Origin of the sequence: Paraburkholderia sp. UYCP14C, from assembly GCF_004197395.1 — a bacterium.
GTDB lineage: Bacteria > Pseudomonadota > Gammaproteobacteria > Burkholderiales > Burkholderiaceae > Paraburkholderia.
The window spans coordinates 1-14,351 of sequence record NZ_SELS01000015.1; the positions used below are offsets into that span (position 1 = coordinate 1).

The window sequence follows — 14,351 nt, forward strand, 5'->3', positions numbered from 1 at the left end:
CATCCCGAACAGGACCGTGAAACGACTCCACGCCGATGATAGTGCGGATTGCCCGTGTGAAAGTAGGTAATCGTCAGGCTCCTCCAAAGCCAGAAACCCCACCCCCAGCGGTGGGGTTTTTGCGTTTGCGGAAGCCTGATAGTCAATCACCATATAAGTGAGAACGTTGGGTTCGGAACGGTCAAGCAGGCCTTGACATAAAGATGTTGTTCCCCCATAATCGTCAGTTCTCTGCGGAGGGGTGCCCGAGTGGCTAAAGGGGGCAGACTGTAAATCTGTTGGCTTACGCCTACGTTGGTTCGAATCCAACCTCCTCCACCAGAATGCAAGCTGTAGCAGTTGTTGGGAATCCATGATCCTTGCGGGTGTAGCTCAATGGTAGAGCAGAAGCCTTCCAAGCTTACGACGAGGGTTCGATTCCCTTCACCCGCTCCAGCAACATAGAAGTAGCGCCCATGTGGCTCAGTGGTAGAGCACTCCCTTGGTAAGGGAGAGGTCGGCAGTTCGATCCTGCCCATGGGCACCAGAAGTACTCGGTGATTGTTTGCGCCCGGCGCAACGTACGGAAAATCCTCTTAGGAGTCGAAAATGGCCAAGGGTAAGTTTGAGCGGACCAAGCCGCACGTGAACGTGGGCACGATCGGTCACGTTGACCACGGCAAGACCACGCTGACGGCAGCGATCACGACGGTTCTGACGCAGAAGTTCGGCGGCGAAGCGAAGGCATACGACCAGATCGACGCAGCGCCGGAAGAGAAGGCGCGCGGCATTACCATCAACACCGCGCACGTCGAGTACGAAACGGCTAACCGCCACTACGCACACGTCGACTGCCCGGGCCACGCTGACTACGTGAAGAACATGATCACGGGCGCGGCACAGATGGACGGCGCAATCCTGGTGTGCTCGGCAGCTGACGGCCCGATGCCGCAAACGCGTGAGCACATCCTGCTGGCGCGTCAGGTTGGCGTTCCGTACATCATCGTGTTCCTGAACAAGTGCGACATGGTGGACGACGCCGAGCTGCTGGAGCTCGTCGAGATGGAAGTTCGCGAACTTCTGTCGAAGTACGACTTCCCGGGCGACGACACGCCGATCATCAAGGGTTCGGCCAAGCTGGCGCTGGAAGGCGACAAGGGCGAACTGGGCGAAGTGGCGATCATGAACCTGGCCGACGCGCTGGACACGTACATCCCGACGCCGGAGCGCGCGGTTGACGGCGCGTTCCTGATGCCGGTGGAAGACGTGTTCTCGATCTCGGGTCGCGGCACGGTGGTGACGGGCCGCGTCGAGCGTGGCGTGATCAAGGTCGGTGAGGAAATCGAGATCGTCGGTATCCGCGCGACGGCCAAGACGACCTGCACGGGCGTGGAAATGTTCCGCAAGCTGCTCGACCAGGGTCAGGCAGGCGACAACGTTGGTATCCTGCTGCGCGGCACGAAGCGTGAAGACGTGGAGCGTGGTCAGGTGCTGGCCAAGCCGGGTTCGATCAACCCGCACACGCACTTCACGGCTGAAGTGTACGTGCTGAGCAAGGACGAAGGCGGCCGTCACACGCCGTTCTTCAACAACTACCGTCCGCAGTTCTACTTCCGTACGACGGACGTGACGGGCTCGATCGAGCTGCCGAAGGACAAGGAAATGGTGATGCCGGGCGACAACGTGTCGATCACGGTGAAGCTGATCAACCCGATCGCAATGGAAGAAGGCCTGCGTTTCGCAATTCGCGAAGGCGGCCGTACGGTCGGCGCTGGTGTCGTCGCCAAGATCATCGAGTAACGCCAGAAAGTTCTCGATAATCGGTTGTATCGGGGTTGGCGGTTGCGTCAACCCCAAATGGTTTAGGGGTATAGCTCAACTGGCAGAGCGTCGGTCTCCAAAACCGAAGGTTGGGGGTTCGATTCCCTCTGCCCCTGCCAACTATCGCGCCGTAGTGGCGCTTCGTTAAGGTGTTATGGCGAATCCTTCCGTCGAAACTGTAAATACATCCGGCGATAAGTTGATGTTGATCGCAGGTGTGTTGCTGGTCTTGGCCGGGTTCGTGGGGTTCTTCTGGCTCAACGGCCAGGAATGGTACATCCGCGGAGCCGCCTTGGCTGTTGGTGCGATCGCGGGTGTCGCAGTCGGTCTTCTCTCAGCGCCTGGCAAGGGTTTCATCGCTTTCGCCAAAGACTCGTACAAAGAAGTCCGTAAGGTTGTTTGGCCGACTCGCAAAGAGGCGACACAAACAACACTCGTGGTGTTCGGCTTCGTAGTCGTGATGGCCATCTTCCTCTGGGTTTGCGATAAATCCATCGAATGGGCGATTTTCTCGGCGATTCTGGGTTGGAAATGATATGAGTGATTCTCCGGCATCCCCGAGTGGCAAACGTTGGTACGTAGTGCACGCTTATTCCGGTATGGAGAAGAGCGTGCAGCGAGCGCTTCAAGAGCGCATCGAGCGGGCCGGCATGCAGGATCAGTTTGGCCAGATCCTCGTTCCGACAGAAGAAGTTGTCGAGGTGAAGGGCGGTCACAAATCAGTGACTGAACGTCGTTTCTTTCCCGGCTACGTGTTAGTCGAAATGGAAATGACAGACGAAACATGGCATCTCGTCAAGAACACGGCGAAGGTCACCGGTTTTGTCGGCGGGGCGCGTAATCGGCCGAGCCCGATTTCCCCGCGGGAAGTTGAAAAAATCATGTCGCAGATGCAGGAGGGCGTGGAGAAGCCGCGTCCAAAGACCCTGTTCGAGGTAGGCGAGATGGTGCGGGTGAAGGAAGGCCCGTTCACAGATTTCAACGGCAGCGTCGAAGAAGTGAACTACGAAAAGTCGCGAGTCCGTGTTTCCGTTACGATCTTCGGCCGCGCAACGCCGGTCGAGTTGGAATTCGGTCAGGTCGAAAAGTTGTAAACCAGAGTTTACGGAACGCACCGCTGGGTGCGTTCCGTATTTCGCGCTTACGGTCCGCATCAATGGCCGTTGAGGAGCGTAACTAGCCAGCTGTGCCGGCGAACACGCGCTACTACTCACTGAACGTCCGGAAGTAAGCCGGCGTTCCAAAGAGGTTCTCGAAATGGCAAAGAAAATCATCGGCTTTATCAAGCTGCAGATTCCTGCAGGTAAAGCCAACCCGTCGCCGCCGGTCGGTCCGGCACTGGGCCAACGCGGCCTGAACATCATGGAGTTCTGCAAGGCGTTCAACGCGCAGACTCAAGCAATGGAACCGGGTCTGCCGATTCCTGTTGTGATCACGGCATTCGCGGACAAAAGCTTTACGTTCGTTCTGAAGACGCCGCCGGCAACGGTTCTGATCAAGAAGGCAGCGAAGCTCGACAAGGGTTCGAGCAAGCCGCATACCGACAAGGTCGGCAAGATCACCCGCGCTCAAGCTGAAGATATCGCCAAGACCAAGATGCCCGATCTGACGGCTGCTGATCTGGATGCAGCGGTTCGTACGATCGCTGGTAGCGCCCGCTCGATGGGCATCACCGTGGAGGGCGTGTAAATGGCTAAGCTTTCGAAGCGTCTGCAAGCATTTGCAGCAAAAGTTGATCGTCAGAAACTGTATCCGATCGAAGACGCTCTGTCGCTCGTGAAGGAGTGCGCAAGCGCGAAGTTCGACGAATCGATCGACGTCGCCGTGCAACTCGGCATCGACGCAAAGAAATCGGATCAAGTGGTTCGCGGCTCTGTCGTGCTCCCGGCCGGTACCGGTAAATCGGTCCGCGTCGCTGTGTTCGCACAGGGCGAAAAGGCTGAGCAGGCTCGCGCGGCTGGCGCCGAAGTTGTCGGTATGGAAGACCTGGCCGAACAGGTCAAGGCAGGCAACCTGAACTTCGACATCGTGATCGCTTCGCCGGACACGATGCGTGTCGTCGGTACGCTCGGTCAGATCCTCGGCCCGCGCGGCTTGATGCCGAACCCGAAGGTTGGTACGGTCACGCCGGACGTCGCGACCGCGGTCAAGAATGCCAAGGCGGGCCAGGTGCAATTCCGTGTCGACAAGGCGGGTATCATCCACGCAACGATCGGCCGCGCTTCGTTCGAACCGGCAGCGCTACGCACCAACCTGAACGCGCTGATCGAAGCGCTGCAGAAGGCGAAGCCGGCAACGAGCAAGGGCGTGTATCTGCGCAAAGTGGCTCTGTCGAGCACGATGGGTGTTGGCGTTCGCGTCGACCAGACGTCGATCGCTGCACAGTAATGAATTTGGCCGCGCCGGCGCGAGTCGGAGCGGCTTTTAAGGGCTTTGGGCGGTTGCGAGGTGGCAGTCTGCATCGCGCGACCGGTTGTCAAAGACCGTTGGTGGGCACGCAGCAGGCAGGCGGGTCCTTAATGTAAAGCCAACGCAGATGGCGAACCCGAAAAGGTTTTGTAGTGATGAAGCCGTTGGAACTCCGTAGCGATATGGATTTTTGATGGTCGAAATACTCCTGACTGGTCGGACGCCGTTATTGAACGCGGTGCACAAGGCGCACGCTGCGTGTATCGAATCTGGAGGTTAACCGTGCCACTCAACAAAGAAAGCAAGCAGGCCGTCGTCGCTGAGGTTGCCGCGCAAGTCGCGAAAGCTCAGACCGTGGTTCTGGCTGAGTATCGTGGAATCGCGGTTGGCGATCTGACCAAGCTGCGCGCGAAAGCGCGTGAGCAACAGGTTTACCTTCGTGTGTTGAAGAACACCTTGGCGCGTCGCGCCGTCGAAGGTACCCCGTTTGCTCCGCTGGCAGAGCAGATGACTGGCCCCCTGATCTACGGCATCTCGGAAGATGCAATTGCTGCTGCTAAGGTCGTTAATGACTTCAGCAAGAGCAATGACAAGTTGGTCATCAAGGCTGGTTCCTACGAAGGCAAGGTGATGGACAAGGCTGGCGTGCAAGCGCTGGCGACCATCCCGAGCCGCGAAGAACTGCTCTCCAAGCTGTTGTACGTTATGCAGGCACCTGTTTCTGGCTTCGCGCGCGCTCTGGCCGCGCTGGCAGAAAAGAAACAAGGCGAAGAAACCGCTGCGTAATGCACTTCAGTCGAGCGTGATTGATCGCTGGCTGTATCCGAATTCAATTTAGGAGTATTTCAAATGGCAATCGCAAAAGAAGACATCCTCGAAGCCGTAGGCTCGATGTCGGTTCTGGAACTGAACGAGCTGGTTAAGGCGTTCGAAGAAAAGTTTGGTGTGTCGGCAGCTGCTGTTGCAGTGGCAGGCCCGGCAGGTGCAGGCGGCGGCGCTGCTGCTGCTGAAGAGCAGACCGAATTCACGGTCATCCTGGCTGAAGTCGGCGCAAACAAGGTTTCCGTCATTAAGGCTGTTCGCGAACTGACGGGTCTCGGCCTGAAGGAAGCGAAGGATCTGGTCGACGGTGCACCGAAGCCCGTTAAGGAAGCTGTGCCCAAGGCTGCTGCTGAAGAAGCCAAGAAGAAGCTGGAAGAAGCCGGCGCGAAGGCTGAAATCAAGTAAGCTTCAACGCGCTGTGCGAAGGCTGGCGGTTTTTCACCGCCGGCCTTTTTGTGCTTTGTGGAGTACGCATTTTTGCGGGTGTATGCCGGCAGGAATGTGATTCCGAGAAGCCAAAGAAAAATGCCTTCGGTAATATTGACCGGCGTTTCTCTTTGTCTTCTGAAGCGACTGCAGAAGGCAAGTTTGGTCGGGTAGCGGGCAACACAGGCATCCGCTGCCGTCAGCCAGCGGTTGGTAGCGGCCAACCACCAAGCTTCTAGGCTCGTTCAAGCCATCGGACGGCCATCGGGTCTCAGTCGGTGAACACTCGGGTTGTCTCATCAAGGTATCCTGCCTCGACAACTATGCCCGCCGTGATTCGGAGATCGTATGCAATATTCCTTCACCGAGAAGAAGCGTATTCGCAAGAGTTTTGCGAAGCGCCCCATCGTTCACCAAGTACCTTTCCTGCTGGCTACCCAGCTTGAATCATTCAGCACGTTTCTGCAAGCAGATACGTCGTCTACGCAACGCAAGCCGGAAGGCCTGCAGGCAGCGTTTACTTCTGTTTTCCCTATCGTTTCGCACAACGGATTCGCGCGTCTCGAGTTCGTCAGCTACATGCTGTCGCCGCCGGCATTCAACATCAAGGAATGCCAACAGCGCGGTCTGACGTACTGCTCGGCGCTGCGCGCCAAGGTCCGTCTGGTGTTGCTCGACAAGGAATCGCCGAGCAAGCCTGTCGTGAAGGAAGTGAAGGAGCAGGAAGTGTACATGGGCGAAATTCCGCTCATGACGCCGACCGGTTCGTTCGTTATCAACGGCACGGAACGTGTGATCGTTTCGCAGCTACACCGTTCGCCGGGTGTGTTCTTCGAACACGACAAGGGCAAGACGCACAGCTCGGGCAAGCTGCTGTTTTCGGCACGTATCATTCCTTACCGTGGCTCGTGGCTCGACTTCGAGTTCGACCCGAAGGACGTGCTGTACTTCCGCGTCGACCGTCGCCGTAAGATGCCGGTTACGATCCTGCTGAAGGCAATCGGCCTGACGCCGGAGCAGATCCTCGCAAACTTCTTTGTGTTCGACAATTTCACGCTGATGCCGGAAGGCGCGCAGATGGAATTCGTGCCGGAGCGTCTGCGTGGTGAAGTTGCGCGCTTCGATATCACGGACCGCGACGGCAACGTGATCGTCCAGAAGGACAAGCGGATCAACGCCAAGCACATTCGCGACCTCGATAACGCGAAGACCAAGTTCATCTCGGTGCCGGAAGACTATCTGCTCGGCCGTGTGCTCGCGAAGAACGTGATCGACGGCGATACGGGTGAAGTCATCGCGAACGCGAACGACGAAATCACCGAATCCGTGCTCGAGAAGCTGCGCGAAGCGAAGATCAAGGACATCCAGACGCTCTACACGAACGATCTGGACCAGGGGCCGTATATCTCGTCGACGCTGCGGATCGACGAAACGGCGGACAAGATGGCCGCGCGTATCGCGATCTACCGCATGATGCGTCCTGGCGAGCCGCCGACCGAAGAAGCGGTCGAGGCTCTGTTCAACCGCCTGTTCTACAGCGAAGAAGCGTACGACCTGTCGAAGGTGGGTCGTATGAAGTTCAACCGCCGCGTCGGTCGTGACGAAATCATCGGCCCGATGACGCTGCAGGACGACGACATCCTCGCGACGATCAAGATCCTGGTCGAGCTGCGCAACGGCAAGGGCGAAGTGGACGACATCGACCACCTCGGCAACCGTCGTGTGCGTTGCGTCGGCGAACTCGCGGAGAATCAGTTCCGCGCGGGCCTCGTGCGTGTTGAACGCGCTGTGAAGGAACGCCTCGGCCAGGCCGAAAGCGAAAACCTGATGCCGCACGACCTGATCAACTCGAAGCCGATCTCGTCGGCGATCCGCGAGTTCTTCGGTTCGTCGCAGCTGTCGCAGTTCATGGACCAGACCAACCCGCTGTCGGAAATCACGCACAAGCGTCGTGTTTCCGCACTGGGCCCGGGCGGTCTGACGCGCGAGCGTGCAGGCTTCGAAGTTCGCGACGTGCACCCGACCCACTACGGCCGTGTGTGCCCGATTGAAACGCCGGAAGGTCCGAACATCGGTCTGATCAACTCGCTCGCTCTGTACGCGCACCTGAACGAATACGGCTTCCTCGAAACGCCGTATCGCAAGGTGGCGGACGGCAAGGTGACCGACCAGATCGACTACCTGTCGGCGATCGAAGAAGGCCGTTACGTGATCGCTCAGGCGAACGCCGCGGTGGCCGACGACGGCACGCTGACCGACGAACTCGTGTCGTCGCGTGAAGCGGGCGAAACGCTGATGGTTACGCCGGACCGCATCCAGTACATGGACGTGGCGCCGTCGCAGATCGTGTCGGTCGCAGCTTCGCTGATTCCGTTCCTCGAGCACGACGACGCGAACCGCGCATTGATGGGCTCGAACATGCAGCGTCAGGCTGTGCCGTGTCTGCGTCCGGAAAAGCCGGTCGTCGGTACGGGCATCGAGCGCACCGTGGCGGTCGACTCGGGCACGACGGTTCAGGCACTGCGTGGCGGTGTGGTCGACTATGTCGATGCAGGCCGTATCGTGATTCGCGTGAACGACGACGAAGCGGTCGCGGGTGAAGTTGGTGTCGACATCTACAACCTGATCAAGTACACGCGTTCGAACCAGAACACGAACATCAACCAGCGTCCGATCGTGAAGATGGGCGACAAGGTTGCGCGCGGCGACGTGCTGGCTGACGGCGCATCGACCGATCTGGGTGAGCTCGCGCTCGGCCAGAACATGCTGATCGCGTTCATGCCGTGGAACGGCTACAACTTCGAAGACTCGATCCTGATCTCGGAGAAGGTGGTTGCGGACGACCGTTACACGTCGATCCACATCGAAGAACTGAACGTCGTTGCACGCGACACGAAGCTCGGACCGGAAGAAATCACGCGCGACATCTCGAACCTCGCGGAAGTGCAGCTTGGCCGTCTCGACGAGTCCGGCATCGTGTACATCGGCGCGGAAGTCGAAGCGGGCGACGTGTTGGTCGGCAAGGTCACGCCGAAGGGCGAAACCCAGCTGACGCCGGAAGAAAAGCTGCTGCGCGCGATCTTCGGCGAGAAGGCTTCTGACGTGAAGGACACGTCGCTGCGCGTGCCGTCGGGCATGAGCGGTACCGTGATCGACGTGCAGGTGTTCACGCGTGAAGGCATCCAGCGCGACAAGCGCGCGCAACAGATCATCGACGATGAACTGAAGCGCTATCGCCTCGACCTGAACGACCAGCTGCGCATCGTGGAAGGCGATGCGTTCCAGCGTCTCGCGCGTATGCTCGAAGGCAAGGTCGCGAACGGCGGTCCGAAGAAGCTCGCGAAGGGCACGAAGATCGAACAGGCGTACCTGAGCGATCTCGACCACTATCACTGGTTCGACATTCGCCTCGCGGATGAAGAAGCAGCGGCCCAGCTCGAAGCGATCAAGAACTCGATCGAAGAGAAGCGCCACCAGTTCGACCTCGCGTTCGAAGAGAAGCGCAAGAAGCTCACCCAAGGCGACGAACTGCCGCCGGGCGTGCTGAAGATGGTCAAGGTGTATCTGGCGGTGAAGCGCCGTCTGCAGCCTGGTGACAAGATGGCCGGCCGTCACGGTAACAAGGGTGTCGTGTCGAAGATCGTGCCGATCGAAGACATGCCGTACATGGCCGACGGCCGTCCGGCTGACGTCGTTCTGAACCCGCTCGGCGTGCCGTCGCGGATGAACGTGGGTCAGGTTCTCGAAGTGCATCTGGGTTGGGCCGCGAAGGGTCTCGGCTGGCGTATCGGCGAAATGCTGCAACGTCAGGCGAAGATCGCTGAACTGCGCGAATTCCTGATCAAGATCTACAACGAATCGGGCCGCGCCGAAGAGCTGGACACTTTCAGCGACGACGAAATCCTCGAGCTGGCGAAGAACCTGCGCGAAGGCGTGCCGTTCGCAACGCCGGTGTTCGATGGTGCGACGGAAGAAGAAATGTCGCGCGCGCTGGATCTGGCATTCCCGGACGACATCGCTGAAAACCTCGGCATGACGCCGTCGAAGAACCAGGTGCGTCTGTACGACGGCCGTACGGGCGAGATGTTCGAACGTACGGTGACGGTCGGCTACATGCACTACCTGAAGCTGCACCACCTGGTCGACGACAAGATGCACGCGCGTTCCACGGGCCCGTACTCGCTCGTAACGCAGCAGCCGTTGGGCGGTAAGGCGCAGTTCGGTGGCCAGCGTTTCGGTGAAATGGAAGTGTGGGCGCTCGAAGCGTACGGCGCATCGTACGTGCTGCAGGAAATGCTGACGGTGAAGTCGGACGACGTGACGGGCCGGACCAAGGTTTACGAGAACCTGGTCAAGGGCGATCACGTGATCGATGCCGGCATGCCTGAGTCGTTCAACGTGTTGGTGAAGGAAATCCGGTCGCTGGGTATCGACATCGACCTGGACCGGAACTAATCGGACTACTGGAGAGAAGCGATGAAAGCTTTGCTCGATCTATTCAAGCAAGTCCAACAACCTGAAGTTTTTGACGCGATCAAGATCGGTCTGGCCTCGCCGGACAAGATCCGTTCGTGGTCGTTCGGTGAAGTCAAGAAGCCGGAAACCATCAACTACCGCACGTTCAAGCCGGAGCGCGATGGTCTGTTCTGCGCGAAGATCTTCGGTCCGATCAAGGACTACGAATGCCTTTGCGGTAAGTACAAGCGCCTGAAGCACCGTGGCGTGATCTGCGAGAAGTGCGGTGTCGAAGTGACGCTCGCGAAGGTGCGTCGTGAGCGGATGGGCCACATTGAGCTGGCCTCGCCGGTCGCGCACATCTGGTTCCTGAAGTCGCTGCCGTCGCGCCTGGGCATGGTGCTCGACATGACGCTGCGCGACATCGAGCGCGTGCTGTACTTCGAAGCATACGTGGTGATCGATCCGGGCATGACGCCGCTCAAAGCGCGGCAGATCATGACCGAAGAGGATTACTACAACAAGGTCGAAGAATACGGCGACGAATTCCGTGCCGAAATGGGCGCGGAAGGCATTCGCGAACTGCTGCGCGCGATCAACATCGACGAACAGGTCGAACTGCTGCGCACGGAGCTCAAGAACACCGGCTCGGAAGCGAAGATCAAGAAGTACGCGAAGCGCCTGAAGGTGCTCGAGGCGTTCCAGCGTTCGGGCATCAAGCCGGACTGGATGGTCCTCGAAGTGCTGCCGGTGCTGCCGCCGGAATTGCGTCCGTTGGTGCCGCTCGACGGCGGCCGTTTCGCGACGTCGGACCTGAACGACCTGTATCGCCGCGTGATCAACCGTAACAACCGGTTGAAGCGTCTGCTCGAGCTGAAGGCGCCTGAAATCATCGTCCGCAACGAAAAGCGGATGCTGCAGGAAGCCGTCGACTCGCTGCTCGACAACGGCCGTCGCGGCAAGGCGATGACCGGCGCGAACAAGCGTCCGCTGAAGTCGCTCGCCGACATGATCAAGGGTAAGGGCGGTCGTTTCCGTCAGAACCTGCTCGGTAAGCGTGTCGACTATTCGGGCCGTTCGGTGATCGTGGTCGGCCCGACGCTGAAGCTGCATCAGTGCGGTCTGCCGAAGCTGATGGCGCTCGAACTGTTCAAGCCGTTCATCTTCAACAAGCTCGAAGTGATGGGTGTCGCTACCACCATCAAGGCTGCGAAGAAGGAAGTCGAGAACCAGACGCCGGTCGTATGGGACATCCTCGAAGAGGTGATCCGCGAACATCCGGTCATGCTGAACCGTGCGCCGACGCTGCACCGCCTCGGCATTCAGGCTTTCGAGCCGGTGCTGATCGAAGGTAAGGCAATCCAGCTGCATCCGCTCGTTTGCGCGGCGTTCAACGCTGACTTCGACGGTGACCAGATGGCCGTTCACGTGCCGCTGTCGCTCGAAGCGCAGATGGAAGCGCGCACGCTGATGCTTGCGTCGAACAACGTGCTGTTCCCGGCCAACGGCGATCCGTCGATCGTGCCGTCGCAGGATATCGTGCTCGGCCTGTACTACGCGACGCGCGAAGCGGTGAACGGCAAGGGCGAAGGCCTGACGTTCACGGGCGTCTCGGAAGTGCTGCGCGCGTACGAAAACAAGGAAGTCGAGCTGGCCTCGCGAGTCAACGTGCGGATCACCGAAATGGTCCACAACGAAGACAAGTCGGAAGGCGCGCCGGCGTTCGTGCCGAAGATCACGCTGTACGCAACCACGGTTGGCCGGTCGATCCTGTCGGAAATCCTGCCGCCGGGCCTGCCGTTCTCGGTGCTGAACAAGCCGCTGAAGAAGAAGGAAATCTCGCGTCTGATCAACACCGCGTTCCGCAAGTGCGGTCTGCGTGAGACGGTGATTTTCGCTGACCAGCTGATGCAGTCGGGCTTCCGTCTGGCAACGCGCGCCGGTATTTCGATCTGCGTCGACGACATGCTCGTACCGCCGCAGAAGGAAACCATCGTTGGCGATGCCGCGAAGAAGGTGAAGGAATACGACCGTCAGTACATGTCGGGTCTCGTCACCGCGCAGGAACGCTACAACAACGTGGTCGACATCTGGTCGGCGACGTCGGAAGCGGTCGGCAAGGCGATGATGGAACAGCTGTCGACGGAACCGGTCACGGACCGCGACGGCAAGGAAACGCGTCAGGAGTCGTTCAACTCCATCTACATGATGGCGGACTCGGGTGCTCGTGGTTCCGCGGTTCAGATCCGTCAGCTGGCCGGTATGCGCGGCCTGATGGCGAAGCCGGACGGCTCGATCATCGAGACGCCGATTACGGCGAACTTCCGCGAAGGCCTGAACGTGTTGCAGTACTTCATCTCGACCCACGGCGCACGTAAGGGTCTGGCTGATACGGCACTGAAGACCGCGAACTCGGGTTACCTGACGCGTCGTCTGGTCGACGTGACGCAGGATCTGGTCGTCGTCGAGGACGATTGCGGCACGTCGAACGGCGTGGCGATGAAGGCGCTCGTGGAAGGCGGTGAAGTGGTCGAAGCACTGCGTGACCGAATTCTCGGTCGCGTGGCCGTGGCTGACATCGTCAACCCGGAATCGCAGGAAACGCTGTTCGAATCGGGCACGCTGCTCGACGAAGACGCGGTCGAAGACATCGAACGCCTCGGCATCGACGAAGTGCGCGTGCGCACGCCGCTCACCTGCGAAACGCGCTACGGTCTGTGCGCGGCCTGTTATGGTCGCGACCTCGGCCGCGGCTCGCTCGTGAACGTCGGCGAAGCGGTCGGCGTGATCGCGGCGCAGTCGATCGGCGAACCGGGCACGCAGCTGACGATGCGTACGTTCCACATCGGTGGTGCGGCGTCGCGTGCGGCGGTGGCATCGTCGGTCGAAGCGAAGTCGAACGGTACGGTGCGTTTCACGTCGACGATGCGTTACGTCACGAATGCGAAGGGCGAGCAGATCGTCATCTCGCGTTCGGGCGAAGCGATGATCACCGACGATCACGGCCGCGAGCGCGAGCGTCACAAGGTGCCGTACGGCGCCACGTTGCTGCAGCTCGACGGTGCGCAGATCAAGGCCGGCTCGCAACTGGCTACGTGGGATCCGATGACGCGTCCGATCATCACCGAGTACGGTGGTACGGTGAAGTTCGAGAACGTCGAGGAAGGCGTGACGGTCGCGAAGCAGATCGACGACGTGACGGGTCTGTCCACGCTCGTCGTGATCGACGTGAAGCGTCGTGGTTCGCAGGCTTCGAAGACGGTGCGTCCGCAGGTCAAGCTGCTCGATGCGAACGGCGAGGAAGTCAAGATCCCGAACACCGAGCACTCGGTGCAGATCGGCTTCCAGGTCGGCGCGCTGATCACCGTGAAGGACGGTCAGCAGGTGCAGGTCGGCGAAGTGCTCGCACGTATTCCGACCGAATCGCAGAAGACGCGTGACATTACCGGCGGTCTGCCGCGTGTGGCGGAACTGTTCGAAGCACGTTCGCCGAAGGACGCGGGTATCCTGGCGGAAGTCACGGGTACGACGTCGTTCGGTAAGGACACGAAGGGCAAGCAGCGTCTCGTTATCACGGACCTCGAGGGCAATCAGCACGAGTTCCTGATCGCGAAGGAAAAGCAGGTTCTGGTGCACGATGGTCAGGTCGTCAACAAGGGTGAAATGATCGTCGACGGGCCGGCGGATCCGCACGACATCCTGCGTCTGCAGGGCGTCGAGGCGCTGTCGCGTTACATCGTGGACGAAGTGCAGGACGTGTACCGTCTGCAGGGCGTGAAGATCAACGACAAGCACATCGAAGTGATCGTGCGTCAGATGCTCCGCCGCGTGCAGATTTCGGACAACGGCGATACGCGTTTCATCCCGGGCGAACAGGTCGAGCGGTCGGACATGCTCGACGAGAACGACCGTATGATCGCGGAAGACAAGCGTCCGGCAACGTACGAAAACGTGCTGCTCGGTATCACGAAGGCGTCGCTGTCGACCGATTCGTTCATCTCCGCGGCGTCGTTCCAGGAAACGACTCGCGTGCTGACCGAAGCGGCGATCATGGGCAAGCGCGACGACCTGCGTGGCCTGAAGGAAAACGTGATCGTCGGCCGTCTGATCCCGGCCGGTACGGGTCTCGCGTTCCACAAGGCGCGCAAGAGCAAGGAACTGGCCGACCGCGAGCGTTTCGATCAGATCGCAGCGGAAGAGTCGTTCGAATTCGGTACGCCGGAAGCCCCGGCCGCCGAACAGCAGCACTCGGGGGAGTAAGTGCGGGCGGCGTAAGCCGCCTAACCTCACGAGCCACGAAAGCCGCTCAGTTTCGACTGAGCGGCTTTTTTTATGCTCTATTTTTACGCGAGCTTCGGCGCCGTGCACCGGCGCAGTCCTAGGCTCGATGGCTAACGTCGTCGCAAAGCGCGAGCGCGACCCGAATGCGTTGGTAAAAT

At 59.6% G+C, this 14,351-nt stretch carries 9 protein-coding genes and 4 tRNA genes; all 13 read left to right on the top strand.

The genetic code is table 11. The annotated features are described in order from the left end of the window. The first annotated feature begins 235 nt into the window (after window positions 1–235). The 13 genes from EVC45_RS15730 to rpoC all read left to right on the top strand — a co-directional run bounded on the left by EVC45_RS15730 (window position 236) and on the right by rpoC (window position 14,172). Window positions 236–321, top strand: a tRNA-Tyr gene (locus EVC45_RS15730). Between the two features lie 40 nt (window positions 322–361). Beyond that, window positions 362–435, top strand: a tRNA-Gly gene (locus tag EVC45_RS15735). A gap of 16 nt (window positions 436–451) precedes the next feature. Next, window positions 452–526, top strand: a tRNA-Thr gene (locus tag EVC45_RS15740). Between the two features lie 62 nt (window positions 527–588). Further along, on the top strand, window positions 589–1,779 hold the full coding sequence (gene tuf / locus EVC45_RS15745; protein ID WP_129958904.1) for an elongation factor Tu: 1,191 nt from the start codon (window positions 589–591) through the stop codon (window positions 1,777–1,779). A gap of 64 nt (window positions 1,780–1,843) precedes the next feature. Beyond that, window positions 1,844–1,919, top strand: a tRNA-Trp gene (locus tag EVC45_RS15750). 35 nt (window positions 1,920–1,954) lie between these two features. Next, window positions 1,955–2,335, top strand: a complete 381-nt coding sequence (secE, locus tag EVC45_RS15755) for a preprotein translocase subunit SecE (protein WP_129958905.1) — start codon at window positions 1,955–1,957, stop codon at window positions 2,333–2,335. A 1-nt stretch (window position 2,336) separates the two neighbouring features. After that, window positions 2,337–2,894 carry a transcription termination/antitermination protein NusG gene (gene nusG / locus EVC45_RS15760; protein ID WP_129958906.1) on the top strand — a complete coding sequence of 186 codons (558 nt, stop codon included), beginning with the start codon at window positions 2,337–2,339 and terminating at the stop codon, window positions 2,892–2,894. A gap of 163 nt (window positions 2,895–3,057) precedes the next feature. Beyond that, window positions 3,058–3,489: a 50S ribosomal protein L11 gene (gene rplK, locus EVC45_RS15765; protein ID WP_008922976.1), complete on the top strand. Its 432-nt coding sequence runs from the start codon at window positions 3,058–3,060 to the stop codon at window positions 3,487–3,489. After that, a complete protein-coding gene (gene rplA / locus EVC45_RS15770; protein ID WP_129958907.1) occupies window positions 3,490–4,188 on the top strand; it encodes a 50S ribosomal protein L1 in 699 nt (232 codons plus the stop codon). A gap of 303 nt (window positions 4,189–4,491) precedes the next feature. Beyond that, on the top strand, window positions 4,492–4,995 hold the full coding sequence (gene rplJ / locus EVC45_RS15775) for a 50S ribosomal protein L10 (RefSeq protein WP_129958908.1): 504 nt from the start codon (window positions 4,492–4,494) through the stop codon (window positions 4,993–4,995). A 63-nt stretch (window positions 4,996–5,058) separates the two neighbouring features. Then, window positions 5,059–5,436 (top strand): 50S ribosomal protein L7/L12, encoded by a 378-nt coding sequence (gene rplL / locus EVC45_RS15780; RefSeq protein ID WP_008922979.1) that lies wholly within the window; start codon window positions 5,059–5,061, stop codon window positions 5,434–5,436. A 369-nt stretch (window positions 5,437–5,805) separates the two neighbouring features. Beyond that, entirely contained in the window at window positions 5,806–9,912 is a 4,107-nt protein-coding gene (gene rpoB / locus EVC45_RS15785; protein ID WP_129958909.1) for a DNA-directed RNA polymerase subunit beta, read from the top strand. A gap of 21 nt (window positions 9,913–9,933) precedes the next feature. Further along, window positions 9,934–14,172, top strand: coding sequence for a DNA-directed RNA polymerase subunit beta' (gene rpoC / locus EVC45_RS15790; protein WP_129958910.1), 4,239 nt, complete (start codon window positions 9,934–9,936; stop codon window positions 14,170–14,172). The last annotated feature ends 179 nt before the right edge of the window (window positions 14,173–14,351 follow it).